Origin of the sequence: Tsukamurella tyrosinosolvens (assembly GCF_900104775.1) — a bacterium.
Classification (GTDB): domain Bacteria; phylum Actinomycetota; class Actinomycetes; order Mycobacteriales; family Mycobacteriaceae; genus Tsukamurella; species Tsukamurella tyrosinosolvens.
The window spans coordinates 1,421,803-1,442,965 of record NZ_FNSA01000003.1; the positions used below are offsets into that span (position 1 = coordinate 1,421,803).

Below are 21,163 nucleotides of genomic sequence, written 5' to 3' on the forward strand. Positions count from 1 at the left end.
AGCGGCGCGCAGCGAGCTGATCCGAGGAGATTCATGACTGTCGACGACTTCGTCACCGCCAACGCACGCACCGCGAAGGGACCGCGGAGCAACGACGCACTGGTGGACAGGTTGGCAGCGGGGGAGCAGTACGCGCTCACCTTCGGCGGTCAGGGCGGCCCCTGGCTGCCCGGCCTCGTCTCGCTCCTGGAGCAGACCGGCCTCGCCGACGACCCCGAGTACCGCGACCTCTTCGACGGCTTCGTGGCGCGCGCCGACAGCGTGCTCGAGCCCGTCCGCGCCGAGCTGCTCCGCGCACAGGCCCTGACCTTCGACCCGATGCGCTGGCGCGACGCCTCCATCGCCGCCTCCGAGGCCGAGACCACCGACGACGAGGACGAGGACGCCGCGCAGGCCGCGACCGGCTCGTCGCGCCGCCTCCTCGCACCCCAGGTCGACGGTGCCGTCTTCTCCGTCCCCGGCGTCCTGTTCAGCCAGCTCGTCGCGCTCTACGGCCTCGAGGCGCAGGGCCTCGACCCGTGGGACGTGCCGCCGGTCGCCGCCATCGGCCACTCGCAGGGCCAGCTCGCCGTCTCCGCGTTCGCCTCGCGCGGCAACGAGGGTGACCTGCTCGCCATCGCGCGCCTGATCGGCGCCGCGGGCCGCGTCGTCGCCCGCCGCAAGGGCCTCGTCGCCCTCGGCGGCGCCACCCCGATGATGGCCGTCACCGGCGTCCGCCAGGACAAGCTCGAGAAGCTGCTCGCCGACTTCACCGCCACCGTCGCCTTCGACGCCTGCGGCCCCGTCCTCGCCGTGCGCAACAACCGCAACTCCTTCGTGCTCACCGGCACCCCGAAGCTGCTCGCCGGCTTCCGCGAGTTCTGCGAGTCCGTGGCCGAGACGGAGGAGGAGCAGCGCAAGGAGAAGCTCACCGGCGGCGCCGCCTTCGCGCCCAAGTTCGAGGACGTCGCGGTCGACATCGGCTTCCACCACCCCGCGCTCGCCGACGGGGTCGGCCTGGTCACCGAATGGGCCGAGCGCTGCGGCCTCGACACCGACACCGCCGCCCGGCTCGCCGCCGCGGTCCTCGTCGAGCCCGTGGACTGGGTCGCCGAGGTCGAGGGCGCCATCGGCAAGGGCGCGCGCTGGCTGATCGACCTCGGCCCCGAGGACATCGCCACCAAGCTCTCCGCCGCCCCCGCCCGCGGCCGCGGCGTGGGCCTCGTGCCCGCGACCACGCTGCGCGGCGCCCGAAACCTCTTCTCGCCTGGTGGCGTGCCGGAGCTCCCGCTGGCCTGGTCGGAGTTCGCGCCGCGCCTGGTCACGCTGCCCGACGGCCGCACCGTGCTGTCCACCCGGTTCACCGAGCTCACCGGCCGCAGCCCGATCCTGCTCGCCGGCATGACGCCGACCACCGTCGATCCCGGCATCGTCGCCGCGGCCGCCAACGCCGGCCACTGGGCCGAGCTGGCCGGCGGCGGCCAGGTCACCGAGCCGATCTTCGCCGACAACGTCGCGAAGCTGACCGCGCTCCTGGAGCCGGGTCGCGCCGCGCAGTTCAACTCGCTCTTCCTCGACCCGTACCTGTGGAAGCTGCAGCTCGGCGGCAAGCGCATCGTGCAGAAGGCCCGCGCCGCGGGCGCCCCGCTCGACGGCGTCATCATCACCGCCGGCATCCCCGAGCTGGAGGAGGCCACGGCCCTCGTCGAGGAGCTCACCGAGGCCGGCATGCGGCACGTCGCCTTCAAGCCGGGCACCGTCGAGCAGATCCGCCAGGTGGCGCGCATCGCCGCCGAGGTCCCGCAGTACCCCGTCATCGTGCACGTCGAGGGCGGCAAGGCCGGCGGCCACCACTCCTGGGAGGACCTCGACGAGCTGCTGCTCGTCACCTACGCCGAGCTGCGTGACCGCAACAACGTCGTGCTCGCGGTCGGCGGCGGCATCGGCACCCCCGAGCTGGCGGCCGAGTACCTCTCCGGCGAGTGGTCGCGCAAGTACGGCGCCCCCGCGATGCCCGTGGACGGCATCCTCGTCGGCACCGCCGCGATGGCCACGCTTGAGGCCACCACCTCGGACGACGTCAAGCGCCTCCTGGCCGACATCCCCGGCACCCCCGACTGGATCGGCGCCGGCCACGCCGGGGGCGGCATGGCCTCGGGCCGCAGCCAGCTGGGCGCCGACATCCACGAGATCGACAACACCGCCTCCGCGTGCGGCCGCCTGCTCGACGAGGTCGCGGGTGACGGCGACGCCGTCGCCGAGCGTCGTGACGAGATCGTCGCCGCGATGGCCGGCACCGCGAAGCCCTACTTCGGCGACGCCGATGCGATGACCTACGCGCAGTGGCTGGAGCGCTACCTCGAGCTCTCGGTCGGTACCCGCGAGCAGGTCGCCGCCGCCAACGCGAGCCGCTTCGGCGACTACGGCTGGCTCGACATCACGCACCAGGACCGCTTCCTGTCGATGCTGCACCGCGCCGAGGCCCGCCTCGCGACCGAGGACCGCGGCCCCATCGCGACCGCCTTCGCCGACGTCACCGCGACCGACGACGCCTACGCTGCGCTCGAGCAGCTGCTGCAGCGCTACCCGGAGGCCGCGGACACCCGCCTGCACCCCGCCGACGTGCCCTTCTTCGTCTCGCTGTGCCGCACCCCCGGCAAGCCGGTCAACTTCGTGCCCGTCGTCGACAAGGACGTCCGCCGCTGGTGGCGCTCCGACTCGCTGTGGCAGGCGCACTCGCCGCGCTACTCCGCCGACGAGGTGTGCATCATCCCCGGCCCGGAGGCCGTCGCCGGCATCACCCGCGTCGACGAGCCCGTCGGCGACCTGCTCAACCGCTTCGAGGCCGAGCTGGTCCGCCGCCGCCTCGGCGAGGGCGTCGTCGCGGAGGCCGTCGCCGGCCGCCGCGTGGTGCCGGGCGTCGAGTCCGTGCCGCTCGCGCGGGCCCTCGCGGCCACCAACGTGCTGTGGGCCGGCCGCCTCGTGCACAGCCCCATCGCCCGCCTCGGCTCGGGCAGCACCTGGACCGTCGAGGCCGACGGCGACTCCGCCCTCCAGCCCGCCACCGGCGCCCGCCTGCGGGTGACGGGCGCGAACGCGGTCGTCCTCGAGATCCCGGTCTCGGGCACCGACCTCGTCATCCCGATCGAGGTCCCGGACAGCTGCGCCGACGGCGGCGTGCCCGTCATCGAGCTCGGCGCGGCCAGCGAGGCCATGTCGAAGCTGGTGGCACTGGCCGCCGCGGGCGACCTGCCCACCGTCTCCGACGGTGCCGCCACCATCGATTTCGAGTTCCGCGCCGAGGACGCCGCCGACCACGCGGCGATCACGGCGGACAGCCTCCCCGTGGGCCTGTCGGCCCTGTACGGCGACGAGCAGCTGGCCGTGCCGGACGCCTTCGTCGGCCTGTGCTGGCCCGCGTCCTTCGCCGTGGTCGGCGCCGCCACCACCGCCGAGGGCCGCCCCGTCGTCGAGGGCATGCTCGACCTGGTGCACCTCGATCACGCGATCGAGCTGGCCGCCAACCCGACGCCGGGCGCGTACCGCGCCACCGCGCGCCTGGAGGACGTGACCGCCACCGACATCGGCACCGTCGTCACCGTCGGCATCGACGTCCGCGCCCCCGGCGCCGACGCCCCCGCCGTGGTCATGACCGAGCGCTTCGCGATCCGCGGCCGCACCGGCGAGGCCGAGCTGGCCGACCCGCAGCCCGCGGGCGGCGCGCGCGGTGAGACCGCCACCGAGACCCCGCGCAAGCGGGTCCGCCAGGCCGTCGTCAACGCCCCGCAGGACATGAGCGGCTTCGCCGCCGTCTCCGGCGACCACAACCCGATCCACACCTCGCAGGTCGCGGCCAGCCTGGCCGGCCTGCCCGGCCCGATCGTGCACGGCATGTGGCTCTCGGCCGCCGCGCAGCAGGTGGCGTCCGCGTCCAACGGCGACGTCATGCACCGCAAGATCCGCGGCTGGACCACCCGATTCCTGGGCATGGTCCTCCCGGGCGACGAGGTGCAGTTCACCGTCGAGCGCGTCGGCATCGACCGCGGCGGCGAGCTGCTCGAGGTCACCGCGCGGGTCGGCGACGATCTCGTGATGGCCGCCTCGGCCGTGGCCTTCCCGGCCGTCACCGCGTACGTCTTCCCCGGCCAGGGCATCCAGGGCAAGGGCATGGGCCTGAACCAGCGCTCGCGCAGCAAGGCCGCGCGCGAGGTCTGGGACGCCGCCGACGAGCACACGCGCGAGAACCTGGGCTTCTCCATCCTCGCCGTGGTCCGCGACAACCCGCTGTCGATCCGTGCCAACGGCACCCTCTACACCCACCCCGACGGTGTGCTGTACCTGACCGAGTTCACCCAGGTCGCCATGGCGACCGTGGCCTGCGCCCAGCTCGCCGAGCTCACCGAGATCGGCGCTCGCGTCGACGATCCGATCATCGCCGGCCACTCCGTGGGCGAGTACAACGCGCTGGCCTCCGCCGGTGTGCTGCCGCTCGGCACGATCCTCGAGACGGTCTTCCACCGCGGCCGCATCATGCAGCAGCTGGTGCCCCGCGACGAGCAGGGCCGCAGCCCCTACGCGATGGCCGCGCTCCGCCCCGAGCTCTTCGACGTCGACGACGCCGACATCGCCGACTGGGTCGAGGGGAACCTCGAGGGCGCCGACGAGTTCGCCGAGATCGTCAACCTGAACCTGCGGGGCGCGCAGTACGTCGTCGTCGGCAACCAGGCCGGGCTCGACGCGCTGGAGAAGGCGATCGCCGAGCGCACCGGCAGCCCGAAGGCCTTCCAGCTGGTGCCCGGCATCGACATCCCGTTCCACTCCTCGGTGCTGCGCGACGGCGTGCCGGAGTTCGCGGCCCGCCTCCAGGAGCTGGTCCCGGCCGAGTTCGACTACACCAAGCTCGTCGGCAAGTACCTGCCGAACCTGGTGGCCCGCCCGTTCGAGCTGACCGCCGACTTCGCGGTCTCCATCCTCGACGTGGTGCCCAGCGAGCCGGTCCGCGCGCTCGTCGCCGACTGGGACGCGGCCGCCGCGAACCCGATGGCCACGGCCCGCACGCTGCTGATCGAGCTCCTCGCGTGGCAGTTCGCCAGCCCCGTCCGGTGGATCGAGACGCAGGATCAGCTGCTCATCGACACCGATCACGGCGGCCTGGGCGTCGAGCGGTTCATCGAGGTGGGCCTCGCGTCCGCCCCGACGCTCGCGAACCTGGCCAGCCGCACGCTGGCCCTCGCCTCGTACCAGCGGGCCGCCGCGACCGTGCTCAACGCCGAGCGCGACGCCGCGAAGGTCTTCGCCACCGACGAGGACGTGCCCGAGGACGACGCCGCCGAGGCGACCGACGAGGCGGCGGCTCCCGCCGCCGCGGCCCCCGCTGCCGCTGCCCCGGCCGCCGCGCCGGTGGCGAGCGCACCGTCGGGCGGCCCCCGCCCGGCCGACCTCGGCTTCGACGCCGCGGATGCGACCCGTGCCATGATCGCGATCTGGACCAAGATGCGTCCGGACCAGCTGGAGAAGACCGACACCATCGAGACGCTGTGCGACGGCGTGAGCTCGCGCCGCAACCAGCTGCTCCTCGACCTGGGCAGCGAGCTCAACCTCGGCGCCATCGACGGTGCCGCGGAGGCCGACCTGCCCACGCTGGCCGGCACCGTCACCAAGCTGGCGCGCACCTACAAGCCGCTCGGCCCCGTGCTCTCGGAGACCGTCGGCAACCAGCTGCGCAAGCTGCTGGGCTCCACCGGCAAGCGCCCGAACTACATCACCGAGTACGTCACCGGCACGTGGGAGCTGGGCCCGGGGTGGGCGCAGCACGCCGTGCTCGCGCTGGCCACCGGCACCCGCGAGGGCGCCTCGGTCCGCGGCGGCGACCTCGCGACGCTGCTCGACGGCCCGGTCTCCAACGCGGCCGCGCTCGACGCGCTGATCGACCGCGCGGTCGCCGAGGTCGGAGCCGCGCAGGGCGTGCCCGTCGGCAAGCCGTCGGCCGGCGGCGGTGGCGGCGGTGCCACGGTCGACGCCGCAGCGCTCGCCGAGTTCACCTCGGCCATCACGGGGGAGGACGGCGCGCTCGCGTCGTCGGCCCGCGTGCTGCTGCAGAAGCTGGGCCTGGAGAGCGCCGAGAGCGGCCTGCCCGAGCTCGACGACGAGTCGGAGCGGCTCGCCGCCCTGATCGCCACCGAGCTGGGCGACGACTGGGCGAACGCGGTCGCGCCGGCCTTCGACGCCAACAAGGCCGTCCTCATCGACGACCGCTGGGCCAGCGCCCGCGAGGACCTGCTCCGCGTGTGGAACATGGATCCGTCGACGTTCCCGACCTACAGCAAGCACATCCTGGAGACCGCCAAGGGCGCCGGTAAGGCGCTGCAGGACCAGGCGCAGTGGTGGGAGAAGAAGGCCACCGAGGCCGGCCGCACCGAGCACGCCCGGGCGTACGCCTTCCTCTCGGGCCTGGCCAAGAGCAGCCCGGAGCCGGGCGTGTACGCCGGCGAGGTCGCCGTCGTCACCGGCGCGTCCGCCGGGTCGATCGCCGCAGCCGTGGCCGCGCGCCTGCTCGCCGGCGGCGCGACGGTGATCGCGACGACCAGCCGGCTCGACGACAAGCGGCTCGACTTCTTCAAGGAGCTGTACCGCACCAGCGCCCGGACCGACGCCGCCCTCTGGGTCGTGCCCGCCAACATGGCGAGCTACGCCGACGTCGACGGGCTCGTCGAGTGGATCGGCGAGCGGCAGGCCGAGACCGTGGGCCCGTACACCACGGTCCACAAGGAGGCCCTGGTCCCGACGATGCTGTTCCCGTTCGCGGCGCCCCGCGTCTCGGGCGACATGTCGGACGCCGGTCCGCGCGCCGAGCTGGAGATGAAGATCCTGCTGTGGTCGGTCGAGCGGCTCATCGCCGGCCTCGCCGCCATCGGCAAGGACACCGACCTGGCCTCGCGGCTGCACGTCGTGCTCCCGGGCTCGCCGAACCGCGGCATGTTCGGCGGCGACGGCGCCTACGGCGAGTCGAAGGCCTCCCTGGACGCCCTCGTCACCCGCTGGAACGCCGAGAAGTCCTGGTCCGAGCGCGTCACCCTGGCCCACGCCATCATCGGCTGGGTCCGCGGTACGGGCCTCATGGGCGGCAACGACCCGCTGGTCGAGGCCGTCGAGGCGGCCGGTGTGCGCACCTGGTCGACCTTCGAGATGGCCGACAAGCTGCTCGCCAACGCCAGCGCCGAGGCCCGGGAGCGCGCCGCGACGGCGCCGCTGTTCGACGACCTCACCGGCGGCCTGGGCGGCGTCAACCTCGACATGAAGGCACTCGCCGAGCAGGCCATGGAGGCCCGCCTGGCGGAGGCCGCCGAGGCCGAGGACGAGGGCACCATCGACGCGCTGCCCGGCGCTCCGGTCGCCAGCTTGCGCGAGCCGGACTGGGGCTCCGTCGAGGCCCGCCCCGAGGACATGGTCGTCATCGTCGGCGCCGGTGAGGTCGGCCCGTACGGCAGCTCGCGCACCCGCTTCGAGATGGAGGTCGACGAGCGGCTCTCCGCCGCGGGCGTCGCCGAACTCGCCTGGGTGACCGGCATGATCACCTGGGAGAACGACCCGGAACCGGGCTGGTACGACGCCGAGTCGGGCGACCTGGTGCCCGAGGCCGAGCTGGCGGACAAGTACCACGATGCGGTCGTGGAGCGCTGCGGCATCCGCGAGTTCAGCGACGACGGCGACATCGTCGACCAGTCCGCACCGCTGCTGGTGTCCGTCTTCCTCCCCGAGGACATGTCCTTCGTGGTGGCGAACGAGGCGGAGGCCCGCGCCTTCGTCGAAGCCGATCCGGAGAACACCGTCGCGGTGCCGATGGAGTCGGGCGAGTGGCGGATCACCCGCAAGGCGGGCACCGAGATCCGCGTGCCGCGCCGCACCAAGCTGCTGCGCAGCGTCGGCGGGCAGATCCCGGACGGCTTCGACCCCACGCACTGGGGCATCACGCCCGAGATGATCGAGTCCGTCGACCGCCTGGCGCTGTGGAACCTGGTCGCCACCGTCGACGCCTTCATCTCCGCGGGCTTCGAGCCGGCCGAGCTGATGGAGTACGTGCACCCCTCGCACGTCGCCAACACGCAGGGCACCGGCATGGGCGGCATGAGCTCGATGCGCGACCTGTTCATCAACACCCTGCTGGGCGAGCCGAACCAGAACGACATCCTGCAGGAGGCCCTGCCGAACGTCGTCGCGGCGCACGTCGTGCAGAGCTACGTGGGCAGCTACGGCGCGATGATCCACCCGGTCGCGGCCTGCGCCACGGCGGCGGTCTCGGTCGAGGAGGGCGTCGACAAGATCAAGGTCGGCAAGGCCCTGTTCGCGGTGACCGGCGGCTTCGACGACCTGTCGATCGAGGGCATCACCGGCTTCGGCATGATGCAGGCCACCGCGGACAGCGAGAAGATGCTGGCCAAGGGCATCAGCCCGCGCCGCTTCTCCCGCGCCAACGACCGCCGTCGCGGCGGCTTCGTCGAGTCGAACGGCGGCGGCACCGTGCTGCTGGCCCGCGGCGACGTCGCGGCGAAGATGGGCCTGCCGGTGCTCGGCGTGGTCGCCTGGGCGCAGAGCTTCGGCGACGGCGTGCACACCTCCATCCCGGCGCCGGGCATGGGCGCGCTGTCCGTGGCCGCCGGCGGCCCGGAGGCCCCGATGGCCCGCAGCCTGCGGCAGCTCGGTGTCGCGGCGGACGACGTCTCGATCATCAGCAAGCACGACACGTCGACCAACGCGAACGACCCGAACGAGGCGAACCTGCACGAGCGGATCGCCGCGTCGATCGGTCGCTCCGAGGGCGCCCCGATGTTCGTGGTCTCGCAGAAGTCGCTGACCGGTCACGCCAAGGGCGGCGCCGCCGCCTTCCAGCTGATCGGCATGTGCCAGATGCTCAACGCGCAGGTGGTCCCGCCGAACCGCAGCCTCGACTGCGTGGACGACGAGATGCGCAAGTACCCGCACCTGGTGTGGCTGCGCGAGACCCACCGCTTCGACCAGAGCTTCCGCCCCAAGGCGGGTCTGCTCACTTCGCTCGGCTTCGGCCACGTCTCGGGCCTCATCGCGGTCGTGCACCGCGACGCCTTCCTCGCCTCGCTGGAGCCGGCGGCCCGCGCCGAGTACCTGGCGACGGCGCGGGAGCGCGAGGTCGCGGGCGCGCGCGCGGTGCTCTCCGCCATGTGCGGCCGGTCGGGTCTCTACCGCAAGCCGCCGGCGGGCCGGCGCTTCGGCGCCGACGCCACGTCGGAGGCGACGGACCGCACCGAAGCGGCCCTGCTGCTCGACGAGGCCCAGCGGCTCGGACCCGACGGCACGTACTGCGCCGACGGATGCCGGTAGCCCGATAGGCTTCCGCCATGGCCGTGGTGGGAGTCGGGATCGACGTGGTGCACGTGCCCGGGTTCGCGGAGCAACTCGCGCAGCCCGGGACCACGATGCTCTCGTCGTTCAGTCCCGCCGAACGACGGGACGCCGCGGGCGACGTGCGCTCTCTGGCCGCCCGCTGGGCGGCCAAAGAGGCCGTCTTCAAGGCGTTCTCGTCGGGGTTCTACGCCCAGCGGCCGGCCGAGAAGGAGGTCGGCGCGCGGGAGGTGGAGGTCGTCTCCGACGCCTGGGGGCGGCCGGCGGTGCGGGTGTACGGCCGCATCGCGGCCGACCTGGGGCCGGGTGCGACGATCCATGTGTCACTCACCCACGACGGTGATACCGCGGCGGCGTTCGCGGTGATCGAGAGAACTGAAGAGCGCGACGGTCCGAACGGACTGCAAGAGCGCACCGGATAGAGCCGAAAGGGAACAAGCGAGTGTTCAGCCGAATCGCCATCGTGAACCGAGGTGAGGCCGCGATGCGCCTCATCCACGCGGTCCGCGACCTGGCCGCCGAGACCGGGCAGCAGATCGAGACCGTCGCCCTCTACACCGACGTCGACCGCACTGCGACCTTCGTCCGCGAGGCCGACATCGCGTACGACCTGGGGCCCGCCGCTGCGCGCCCGTACCTCAACTACGAGCTGCTCGGCACCGCCCTGCAGGAGACCGGCGCCGACGCGGCGTGGGTCGGCTGGGGCTTCGTCGCCGAGGATCCGGTCTTCGCCGAGAAGTGCGCCGAGGTCGGCGTCGTCTTCGTCGGCCCGAGCCCCGACGCCATGCGCCAGCTCGGCGACAAGATCGGCGCGAAGCTCATCGCCGAGGAGGTCGGCGTCCCCGTCGCGCCGTGGAGCCGCGGCCCCGTCGAGACCCTTGAGGACGCGAAGGCCAAGGCCAAGGACATCGGCTACCCCCTCATGCTCAAGGCCACCGCCGGCGGCGGCGGTCGCGGCATTCGCATGGTCGCCTCCGACGCCGACCTCGAGGACGCCTACCTGCGCACCCGCGACGAGGCCGAGCGCGCCTTCGGCAGCGGCGTCGTCTTCCTCGAGCGCCTGGTCACCGGTGCCCGCCACGTCGAGGTGCAGGTCATCTCCGACGGCGAGACCGCCTGGGCCCTCGGCGTCCGCGACTGCTCCGTGCAGCGCCGCAACCAGAAGGTCATTGAGGAGTCCGCCTCGCCGGTGCTCGGCCCCGAGCAGGTGCAGCGGCTCAAGGAGTCCGCGGAGCGCCTCGCCATCAAGGTCGGCTACCAGGGCGCCGCGACCGTCGAGTTCCTCTACCACCCGGGCGACGACCTGCTCGCCTTCCTCGAGGTGAACACCCGCCTCCAGGTGGAGCACCCGATCACCGAGGTCACCAACAGCTTCGACCTGGTCCGCGCCCAGCTGCACGTCGCCTCCGGCGGCAAGCTCGACGGCGAGCGTCCGGTCGAGCGCGGCCACGCCATCGAGGCCCGCCTCAACGCCGAGGACCCGGACCGCGACTTCGCGCCGGCCCCCGGCCGCATCGCGCTGCTCGACCTGCCCGCCGGCCCCGGCATCCGCATCGACACCGGCGTCTCGCAGGGCGACACCATCCCCGCCGACTTCGACTCGATGATCGCCAAGGTCATCGCGTACGGCCGCGACCGCGACGAGGCCCTCGGCCGCCTGCGCCGCGCCATGAACGAGACCCGCGTCATCATCGAGGGTGGCGCCACCAACAAGAGCTTCGTGCTGGATCTGCTGAACCAGCCCGAGGTCATCGACGGCAGCGCCGACACCGGGTGGATCGACCGGGTCCGCGGCGAGGGCCGCCTGGTCGCCGACCGGCACACCTCGGTCGCCCTGGCCTCCGCCGCCATCGACGCCTACGAGGACGAGGAGCGCACCGAGCTCACCCGCCTGCTGACCACCGCGTCGGGCGGCCGCCCGCAGGTACAGCACGAGAGCGGCACCCCGCTGGACTTCAAGCTGCGCGGCGCGAGCTACCGCGTCCGCGTCGCCCGCACCGGCGCGCACAGCTTCCGGCTCGTCATCGACACCGGCGCGGAGACCCGCACCGCCGACGTCGACCTGGAGCGCTTCGACAACCACACCGGCCAGGCCGTGGTCAACGGCGTCCGGTACCGGCTCACCACCGGTACGCACGGCCCCGTCCACGTGGTCGACGTCGACGGTGTCACCCACCGCGTCAGCCGCGACGAGGGCGGCGTGGTCCGCTCGCCCGCGCCGGCGCTCGTGGTCGCCGTGCCGCTCGCCGTCGGCGACGAGGTCGAGGCCGGCGCGCCGATCCTCGTGCTCGAGTCGATGAAGATGGAGACGGTGCTCCGCTCGCCCTTCTCCGCGCGCCTGAAGGAGTGCGCGGTCACCGTCGGCAGCCAGGTCGAGGCCGGTGCGCCGCTGCTGCGCCTCGAGCCCCTCGGCGACGGCGACGACGAGGCCGCCGGCACCGCCGCGGGCCCGATCGACCTGCCCGCGGAACCCGCGCAGGTGGGCGCCGTGCAGCGCGCGGCCGCCGGCCGCGACGCCCTCCGCAGCCAGCTGCTGGGCTACGACGTCGACCCGGCCGACGAGAGCCGCCTGCTCGACGAGTACCTCGTGGACCGCGTCGCCGCCGAGCTCGAGGGCGCCGCGCCCGCGGCCGCCGAGCTGGCGCTGGCGAGCGTCTTCGCCGACCTCGCCGAGCTGGGCCTGCGCCGCTCGGTGGGGAGTGACGACGAGGTGCACAGCCCCCGCGAGCACTTCCACACCTACCTCCGCAGCCTCGACGCCGACCGCGCCGGCCTGCCGGACTCCTACCGCGCCAAGCTCGCCGCGGCGCTCGGCCACTACGGCGTCGCCGAACTGGACCGCACGACCGACCTCGAGTCGGCCGTCTTCCGCGTCTTCCTGGCGCAGCAGCGGCCCAAGGTCGGCGTCCGCGTCATCACGGCGCTGCTGCGCAAGTGGCTGCGCGAGCCGGCACCCTCGGCCGAGGAGGGCGGCGACGCGCGCGCCGTGCTCGAGCGCCTGATGGACGCGACCCAGTCGCGCTACCCGGTGATCGCCGACCTCGCCCGCGGCGTGGTCTTCGCCTGGTTCGGCCAGCCGCTCCTGCGCGGCAACCGCGAGGGCGTGTACTCGGCGGTCCGAGCGCACCTGACGCACCTCGACGAGAACCCCACGGCCGCCGACCGTTCCGAGCGGGTCGCGGAGATGGTGCGCAGCACCGAGCCGCTGGTCCTGCTCCTCGGTGAGCGCCTGGCCGGGGACCACCCGACCGACAACGCCGTCATGCTCGAGGTACTCACCCGCCGCTACTACGGCAACAAGGGCCTCACCGAGGTCCGCACGCAGGACGTCGCCGGCACGGAGTGGGTCGTCGCCGAGCGCGACGGTGCGCTGCTGGCCTCCGCCGCCGTGGCCTACGACGGCCTCAGCGACGCGGTCGCCGGCCTGGCGCAGGTCGCCGACGGCGCGGCGTCGGTGGACGCCGACATCTACCTCAGCTGGGAGCAGCAGCCGGAGGACCAGGACGAGATGGTGGCGGCGTTCGACAGCGTGCTGTCGGCGCATCCGCTGCCCGCGCAGGTCCGCCGCGTGACGATCACCGTCGCCGGCAGCGGCGGCGCGGTCATGCACCACCACTTCACCTTCCGCGCCGCCACCAACGGCGTGGTCGAGGACCGCCTGATCCGCGGCCTGCATCCGTACATCGCGCAGCGCATGCAGCTGGAGCGGCTGCGCCGGTTCGACCTGACGCGCCTCACCTCGTCGGACGACGAGGAGGTGTACCTGTACCGCGCCGTCGCCAAGGAGAACCCGGCTGACGACCGCCTGGTCGCCTTCGCCCAGGTCCGCGACCTGGCCGCCGTGCGCGACGGCGACGGCCGCCTGCTGGCCCTGCCGACCGCCGAGATCGCCCTCGCCACGTGCGTGGACTCGATCCGCCGGGCGCAGGCCGCCCGCCCCAGCGCGAAGCGGCTGCCCACCAACCGGATCGTCATGTACATCTGGCCGCCGGTGGACCTCAGCGACGCGGAGCTCGAGGCGCTCGCGGGCCACATCGGGTCGACCACGGTCGGCGCGGGCCTCGAGGAGGTGCTGCTCATCGGCCGTCGTCGCGACGCCGCGACGGGTGAGCTGGTGAAGACCGAGGTGCGGGTGTCGTTCAGCCCCACCGGTCGCGCCGACCTGCACATCGGTGAGCCGATCGAGGACACCGTCGAGCCGATCGACGGCTACCGGCAGAAGGTGCTGCGCGCGGCGAGCCGCAACACCGTCTACCCGTACGAGCTGACCTCGGCGCTGGGCGACTTCGTCGAGTACGAGCTGGCCGAGGGTGACATCGCCGACGTGCTGGTGCCCACCGACCGGCCGAAGGGCCGCAACACCGCGGGCATCGTGGTCGGTGTCATCTCCACGGCGACGGAGCTGTACCCGGAGGGCGTCAAGCGCGTTCTGCTGCTGGGCGATCCGACGAAGTCGCTGGGCGCGCTCGCCGAGGCCGAGTGCCGCCGGATCAGCGCGGCGATCGACCTCGCGCACCGCATGGAGCTGCCCGTCGAGTGGTACGCGCTCTCCGCGGGTGCCCGCATCTCCATGGACTCGGGCACCGAGAACATGGACTGGGTCGCGGCGGCGCTGAAGAAGATCGTCGAGTTCACCCAGCAGGGCGGCGAGATCAACATCGTCTCCGCCGGCATCAACGTGGGCGCGCAGCCGTACTGGAACGCCGAGGCCACGATGCTCATGCACACCAAGGGCGTGCTGATCATGACGCCGGAGTCGGCGATGGTGCTCACCGGCAAGCAGTCGCTGGACTTCTCCGGTGGCGTCTCGGCGGAGGACAACTTCGGCATCGGCGGTTACGACCGCATCATGGGCCCGAACGGCCAGGCGCAGTACTGGGCCGCGGATCTCATGGGCGCGCACCAGATCCTGATGGGGCACTACGCGCACACCTACATCGCCCCCGGCGAGCAGGCCCCGCGCCGCGCCGCGACCACGGACCCGTCCGACCGCGACATCACGGCCTTCCCGCACGTCCTGGCCGACAGCGACTTCACCACGGTCGGCGACATCTTCTCCGCGGAGAAGAACCCGGACCGCAAGAAGCCCTTCGACATCCGCACCGTGATGCGCGCGCTGTCCGACCAGGATCACGAGGTCCTCGAGCGCTGGGCCGGGATGGCCGACGCCGAGACCGCGGTGGTTCAGGACGTGCACATCGGCGGCATCCCGGTCTGCCTGCTCGGCATCGAGTCGAAGTCGGTGCCGCGCCTGGGCTTCCCGGCGACCGACGGCCCCGACACGTACACCGCCGGCACGCTGTTCCCGCAGTCGTCGAAGAAGGCCGCCCGTGCGATCAACGCGGCGAGCGACAACCGGCCGCTGGTCGTGCTCGCCAACCTCTCGGGCTTCGACGGTTCGCCGGAGTCGCTGCGCAAGCTCCAGCTGGAGTACGGCGCCGAGATCGGCCGCGCGATCGTCAACTTCTCGGGCCCCATCGTGTTCTGCGTGATCTCGCGATACCACGGCGGCGCGTTCGTGGTGTTCAGCAAGCAGCTGAACCCGAACATGACGGTGCTGGCCATCGAGGGCTCGTTCGCCTCGGTGCTCGGCGGTGCTCCCGCGGCCGCGGTCGTGTTCTCGGGCGAGGTCAACGCGCGCACCGCCGGTGACGCGCGGGTCAAGGACCTCGAGGCGCAGGTGGCCGAGGCCACCGGCACCGAGCGCGCCGCGCTGCTCGCCGAGCTCGACGAGGTGCGGGGCTCCGTCCGCGCCGAGAAGCTGGGCGAGGTCGCCGCCGAGTTCGACGGGGTGCACAGCATCCGTCGCGCCGTCGAGGTCGGCTCGGTCGATGAGATCATCGCCGCCGCCGACCTGCGCCCGAAGATCATCTCGGTGATCGAGGCCGCGCAGTAGGACTCACGCGCGAAGGGCACCGTCGGGACGTCCCGACGGTGCCCTTCGTCGTTCCAGCGGACGTGCGGCTTCCCGCGGGGACTTCGTCCTCGACAGTGGGTTGCAACCCGATGATCGGTGAAGACTCCCCGCGGGAACCCGAGGTGCCTCGGCTATGCGAGTCGTGTCCGACCCGGACAGAATCCGAGAGTCGTGCGGCCGGAACCCTATGCCAGCCGTCGAACCCCCGGAGAAACGACGAACGGCCGGGGCGCCCCTGCGCACCCGGCCGTTCGCGTCGAAGAACTTACAGCGCCAGGTCGCGCCCGATGATCTCCTTCATGATCTCGGACGAGCCGGCCCAGATGCGGGTGACGCGGGCGTCCATCCACGCGCGGGCGGCGCGGTACTCGCGCATGTAGCCGTAACCGCCGTGCAGCTGCACGCAGGAGTCCAGGACCTGGTTCTGGATCTCGGCGGAGATGTACTTGACCTTCGCGGCGTCGACGGCGGTCAGCGTGCCCTCGGCGTGCGCGACCACGGCCTGGTCAACGTAGGCCTGCACCATCTCGATCTTGGTGATCAGGTCGGCCAGCAGGAACTTGTTGTGCTGGAACGAGCCGATGGACGCGCCGAAGGCCTTGCGCTCGCGGGCGTATTCGATGGTCTCGGCCAGGATCTGCTTGGCGTGCGCCACGTTGCCCACGGCGGAGCCGATGCGCTCCTGGGGGAGCTTCTCCATCATGTGGTAGAAACCGCGGTCGACCTCGCCGATCAGCGCGCTGGCGGGCACGCGCAGGTCGGAGTAGAAGAGCTCAGCGGTGTCGGCCTCGGGCTGGCCCACCTTGTCGAGCTTGCGGCCCCGCTCGAAGCCGGGCAGCGAGCAGTCCACGGCGAACAGCGAGATGCCGCGGGCCTTGGCGTCGGGGTTCGTCTTCGCGGCGATCACGGCGACGTCGCAGGTGTAACCGTTGGTGATGAAGGTCTTGGAGCCGTTGAGGATCCAGTCGTCGCCGCTGCGCACCGCGGTCGACTTGATGCCGGCCAGGTCGGAACCCGCGGACGGCTCGGTCATGCCGATCGCGGCCACGGCCTCGCCGGCGGCGATGGCGGGCAGCCACTGCTGCTTCGCCTCCTCGGTGCCCAGGCGCACGATGTACGGCGTGGTGATGTCGAAGTCGATGCCCACCGAGCTCGCGAAGGCCATCGAGACCGCGGCCAGCTCCTCCTGCGCGATGGCGTTGAAGCGGTAGTCCTCCGCCTCGCCGCCACCGTAGGACTCCGGGATCTCCAGACCGAGGACGCCCTGTTCGCCGAGTCCGCGCCAGACGTCGCGGGAGATCAACTTGTCGTCGATGTACTGCTCGGCGTGCGGCAGTACCTGCTTTTGCAGGTAGTCCCGGACCGCCGAGCCGAACTGCTGGTGGTCCTCGGAGTAGATGGTGCGTTCCACGTCGGTGGGTTCCTCTCTAGAGCTTCAGGTCGCGGCGCAACTTGGCGACATGCCCGGTCGCGCGCACGTTGTACTGCGCCACCTCGATGTTTCCGTCCGCGTCGATGACGAACGTCGACCTGATGACGCCCGTCACGGTCTTGCCGTACATCATCTTCTCACCGAAGGCCCCGTATTCGGTAAGCACCTGCTTATCCGGGTCCGAGAGGAGCGGAAATGTGATGGAGTCGCGCTCCTGGAACTTCTTGAGCTTCTCCGGCTTATCGGGGGAGATTCCCAGCACGGCGAGCCCGGCGTCCGCGAAATCGGCCAGATTGTCGCGGAAGTCGCAGGCCTGCTTGGTGCAGCCCGGCGTCATCGCGGCGGGGTAGAAGTACAGGACGACTCGCTGGCCACGGTAGTCGGAGAGCGAGACGGGGTTGCCGTCCTGATCCGGCAAAGTGAAAGAAGGTGCATTAACTCCCGGCTCCAGCCGCGTAGAAGTAGTCATGCCGGTTACCGTATCTGGCATGGCAGCACAGGACGAGGGCTCGGGGTACTCCGGCGGCGCGGGTGGCCGCGGGCGGGCGCGCATCCGCAACCTGGCGAGCGCGGCGCTCAACGCGGACATGACGATCGACCAGGCCACGACCATGCTCGAGGGCATGGCGGTGACCATGGAGAACATGAGCACCACCATGTCGACGTTCGACGAGACGGTCGCTCGGGTGAACCGGAACCTCGACGAGTTCGAGAAGCTCACGGCCCGGTTCTCCGCCACCCTCGAGAAGACCGACGCGGCGCTGGAGAAGGTCAATGCCCTGCTCTCCGTGCCGGGGGCGGCGGTCACCGTCGCCGAACGGGTGCTCGCGGTGCCGACCGAAGTGACCAGGCGCTTCCGCGGAAAGCCCTGACCGCGAGCTGACGGCGCACCGTCGGATCAGCCCCGGCGGTAGCCGTTCGACAGCCCGACCAGCAGCTCCGCGACCAGCGGGTTGGGCGTCGCGTCCGTGCGCAGCACCCCGGAGACGGGCAGTGTGAAGCCGGGCGCCGGCCGGCTGGCGATGCCGGGCTGGCGCGGGTCCTCGTAGAGGAGCGTCCAGCCCTCGGGGTGGTTGATCAGCTCGAAGGCGACGGGGTGGTCGTCGCGGATCTCGGGGCCGAACCGCACCTCCAGCCCGTCGGCGGTGAAGACCTTGTCGACGAGCCGGTGCAGCAGCACCTGCTGGTGCGGGGGCGGTAGGAGCAGGGGGTACTGCGCCAGTTCCGTGGTCGACGGTGCCCGGCCGAGCGCGGCCAGGGGGTGTCGCGTGGAGAAGGCGATGAGCGGGTTGTCGACCCAGAGCGGCTCCAGGTAGAGGCCCGGCTCGTCGAGGCGGCCGCGGATGAGCGCGAGATCCGCCTCGCCCGACTTCACCGCCGCGATGCGCTGCGCGAAGGGCTTGATGAGGAAGTCGATCTCCGCGCCCGGGTGCCGCTCGCGCACGTCGGAGGCCGCGGCCAGCGCGGACCGGGCGAACGACATGTTCGCCGCGAGGCGGATCCGGTCGGGCCGCGGGCGCACCGCGTCGATCGCCTCGTCGCGCTGCCGGAGCAGCTCGCGGGCCCGGGGGAGGAGGGATTCGCCGGCATCGGTGAGGCGCACCCGTCGCCCGGCCCGTTCGAAGAGCTCGGCGCCCAGCTCCTTCTCCAGCGTCGCGATCTGGTGGCTCACCGCCGACTGCGAGACGAAGCACTGCTTCGCCGCGCGGGAGAAGCCGCCGTGATCGGCCACCGCGACGAGGTACTCGAGTTGCCGGAATTCCATACCACCATTGTATGAACAGAAGCGATGGTTCGCATCATCAGGATGGCGATCTACCAGGTTGAAGCGCACTCATCCATGCACCAATCTGGTAGTAGACAACGACGTCTTGAAGGGGGAGAAGATCATGCGCAGCACCCACGTCGTGGTGATCGGCTCGGGATTCGGCGGCCTCGCCGCCGCGAAGCAGCTGGCCAAGTCGAACATCGAGACCACCCTCATCTCGGCGAACGGCACCCACCTCTTCCAGCCCCTGCTCTACCAGGTGGCCACCGGCGTCACCGCCGGCGAGCGCATCGCGCCCCCGATCGCCGACGTCCTGCGGCGCCGCCGCACCGTCGATGTGGTCACCGGCTACGTCACCGAGGTCGACGCGGAGCGCAAGGTCGTCACCTACGCCACCGCCGACGGCATCGAGCAGATCGCCTACACCTACCTCATCGTCGCCGCGGGCGCCGCGCAGGCGTACTTCGGCCACGACGAATGGGCCGACCGCACGTTCGCCCTCAAGACTCTCGAGGACGCCGAGAATCTCCGGACGCGGATGCGCGCCGCGTTCGACGCGCCCGCCGAGAGCCCCGCGCGCACCGTCGTGGTGGTCGGCGCCGGCGCCACCGGCGTCGAGGTGGCCGGCCAGGTCGCCGAGCTCGCGCGCCGCTTCCACGACGACGCCGAGATCCGCATCCACCTGGTCGAGGGTGCCGACGACGTGCTGCCCTTCTACGGCGGCACCCTCTCGGGCTACACCCTCGCCGCGCTGGAGAAGGCGGGCGTCACGGTGCACACCGGCACGTTCGTCACCGCGATCGAGGACGGCGTGGTCACCGTCAAGGACAAGGCCGGCGCCGAGCGTGAGATCGCCGCGGGCACCGTCGTCTGGTCGGCCGGCGTCAAGGCCACCCCGCTCGCCGGCGTGATCGCCGAGGCGACGGGGTGCGAGACCGACCGCAACGGCCGCCTCCTCATCAACCGCGACCTCACGGTCGGCGGCCGCGCCGACGTCTTCGCCCTCGGCGACATGACCAGCCTGAACGGCCTGCCCGGGCAGAGCCCGGTCGCGATGCAGCAGGGCCGTCACGCCGCCGACGTCATCCGCGGCACGAAGGGCCCGGGCACGCACTTCCGCTACCTGGACAAGGGCAGCATGGCGATGATCGACACCCCGCACGCCGTGATCCAGCCGCCGCTCGGCCTGCCCGGCCTCACCGGCATCGTCGCCTGGGCAGGCTGGCTGGCCGTGCACCTGTACTACCTGGCGGGCATGGGCAACCGCGTCGCCGTGCTCCGGGACTGGTTGCGCGCCTTCGTCGGCAGCGCCCGACCCGGGTTCGCCACCGCCGCGCCGCCCGACGGTGCGCAGACGGTCACCGTCGGAGCCCCGGAGGCGGGGGAGGAGCTACCCGGCGGACTTGGCGTTGCCGGCACGCCAGACGGACCACGGCAGGTTCCAGTCGCCTAGCCCGTCGGTGCCCTCCAGCACGGGCCCCGAGGTGTCGGTGACCTTGACGATGTCGCCGCGCTTGGTGTTCTGCAGGAACCAGAGCGCGTTCTCGGTGCTCACGTTGAGGCAGCCGTGGCTCACGTTGGTGGAACCCTGCTGGTTCACCGACCACGGGGCGCTGTGCAGGTAGATGCCGCTGTAGGACATCTGCACGGCGTAGTCGACCAGCGTGCGGTATCCGTTGGGGGAGTTCACCGGAACGCCGTAGGTCGACGAGTCCATGATCATGTTCTCGCGGTGATCGCCGATGAGGTAGACGCCGTTCGGGGTCTCGTTGCCCGGGCCGCCCATCGACGTGGGCATCGTCTTGATGAGCTTGCCGTTCTTGGTGACGCGGACGATCTTGTCCTTGTCGGAGACGGTGGTGATCACCTCGTCGCCCACGGTGAACCGGGTGGAGGCGTCCTTCTGGCCGAAGGTGCCGCCGCCCAGGTCCACGCCGTAGATCTTCACGTCCACGCTGACCTTGGTGCCCGGCTTGAAGTAGCTCTCCGGCCGCCAGCGCACCTCGGACGGGCTGATCCAGTAGAAGGCGCCCTCGACCGGCGGATCGGTGACGATCTTGATCGCGCGCTGCGCGGCCATCCGGTCGGCGATGCGCTCGTCGAACTTCACGCCGACGGTCTGCCCGACGCCCACCGTCGAGTTGTCGGCCGTGGTGAAGTACGCCTGCGCCAGGTTGTTCGGCGACTGGGTGCTGAAGGTCTCGGTGGCGACGTTCACGCCGCCGATGCCGTTGGCCTCCGCGCGCAGCTTGTAGGTCTTGTTGTAGCCGAGCGGCTCGGAGTTGCTCCACGAGCGGCCGTCGTCCGCGAGCTTGCCGGAGACCTCCTTGCCGTCCGCGTTGGTCATCACGACCCTGGTCAGGGTCCCGCCGCTCGCGCTGACCTTCACCGGGACGCCGGGCTGCACGTCGAGCGCGCCGTTGCGGACGCTCGAGGTGATCTGCGGGCGGAGCAGGTCGAAGAAGGGCGTCGAGTCGGTGATCTTCTGGCTCTCGTCGGGCAGCGCCGCGTCACCCGTCGACGACGTGCACCCGGCGACCAGGGCGGCGGAGACGAGCAGTGCCGTCACCGCCGTCGGGATACGTCGATACACGGCGGGACGGTTGCGCATGGCTCAGCTCCAGAAAGGCTCAGTCGGATTCGGTCCACGGGACCGATTGATCCCGATTCTACCGGGCGCGGGGCGGGCCCC

9 protein-coding genes are annotated in these 21,163 nt (G+C 71.9%); 5 read left to right on the plus strand and 4 right to left on the minus strand.

Features of this window, described 5'->3' with window-relative positions; genetic code table 11:
- Positions 1-33: 33 nt before the first annotated feature.
- The 3 genes from BLW32_RS08500 to BLW32_RS08510 are packed head-to-tail and all read left to right on the plus strand — an operon-like array spanning position 34 to position 15,250.
- Positions 34-9,333 (plus strand): type I polyketide synthase, encoded by a 9,300-nt coding sequence (locus BLW32_RS08500; RefSeq protein ID WP_068742637.1) that lies wholly within the window; start codon positions 34-36, stop codon positions 9,331-9,333.
- Between the two features lie 17 nt (positions 9,334-9,350).
- A complete protein-coding gene (gene acpS / locus BLW32_RS08505; RefSeq protein ID WP_068526371.1) occupies positions 9,351-9,776 on the plus strand; it encodes a holo-ACP synthase AcpS in 426 nt (141 codons plus the stop codon).
- A gap of 20 nt (positions 9,777-9,796) precedes the next feature.
- On the plus strand, positions 9,797-15,250 hold the full coding sequence (locus BLW32_RS08510) for an ATP-binding protein (RefSeq protein WP_068742636.1): 5,454 nt from the start codon (positions 9,797-9,799) through the stop codon (positions 15,248-15,250).
- Positions 15,251-15,536: 286 nt separating this feature from the next.
- Here the strand turns inward: BLW32_RS08510 and BLW32_RS08515 are convergent, their stop codons facing one another.
- Positions 15,537-16,682, minus strand: a complete 1,146-nt coding sequence (locus tag BLW32_RS08515; RefSeq protein ID WP_068526373.1) for an acyl-CoA dehydrogenase family protein — start codon at positions 16,680-16,682, stop codon at positions 15,537-15,539.
- A gap of 16 nt (positions 16,683-16,698) precedes the next feature.
- Positions 16,699-17,172, minus strand: coding sequence for a thioredoxin-dependent thiol peroxidase (gene bcp, locus BLW32_RS08520; protein WP_068742635.1), 474 nt, complete (start codon positions 17,170-17,172; stop codon positions 16,699-16,701).
- Positions 17,173-17,191: 19 nt separating this feature from the next.
- Between bcp and BLW32_RS08525 the strand changes: the two genes are divergently transcribed.
- Positions 17,192-17,575 carry a hypothetical protein gene (locus BLW32_RS08525; protein WP_068742634.1) on the plus strand — a complete coding sequence of 128 codons (384 nt, stop codon included), beginning with the start codon at positions 17,192-17,194 and terminating at the stop codon, positions 17,573-17,575.
- Positions 17,576-17,601: 26 nt separating this feature from the next.
- Here the strand turns inward: BLW32_RS08525 and BLW32_RS08530 are convergent, their stop codons facing one another.
- Positions 17,602-18,468 (minus strand): LysR family transcriptional regulator, encoded by an 867-nt coding sequence (locus tag BLW32_RS08530; protein ID WP_068742633.1) that lies wholly within the window; start codon positions 18,466-18,468, stop codon positions 17,602-17,604.
- A gap of 124 nt (positions 18,469-18,592) precedes the next feature.
- Here BLW32_RS08530 and BLW32_RS08535 point away from each other — a divergent pair, with 124 nt between their 5' ends.
- Positions 18,593-19,924 carry an NAD(P)/FAD-dependent oxidoreductase gene (locus tag BLW32_RS08535; protein WP_068742696.1) on the plus strand — a complete coding sequence of 444 codons (1,332 nt, stop codon included), beginning with the start codon at positions 18,593-18,595 and terminating at the stop codon, positions 19,922-19,924.
- Here BLW32_RS08535 and BLW32_RS08540 read toward each other — a convergent pair.
- Positions 19,862-21,082 (minus strand): L,D-transpeptidase, encoded by a 1,221-nt coding sequence (locus tag BLW32_RS08540; RefSeq protein ID WP_068526377.1) that lies wholly within the window; start codon positions 21,080-21,082, stop codon positions 19,862-19,864. The two genes, BLW32_RS08535 and BLW32_RS08540, sit on opposite strands and share 63 nt — an antisense overlap.
- Positions 21,083-21,163 lie beyond the last annotated feature (81 nt).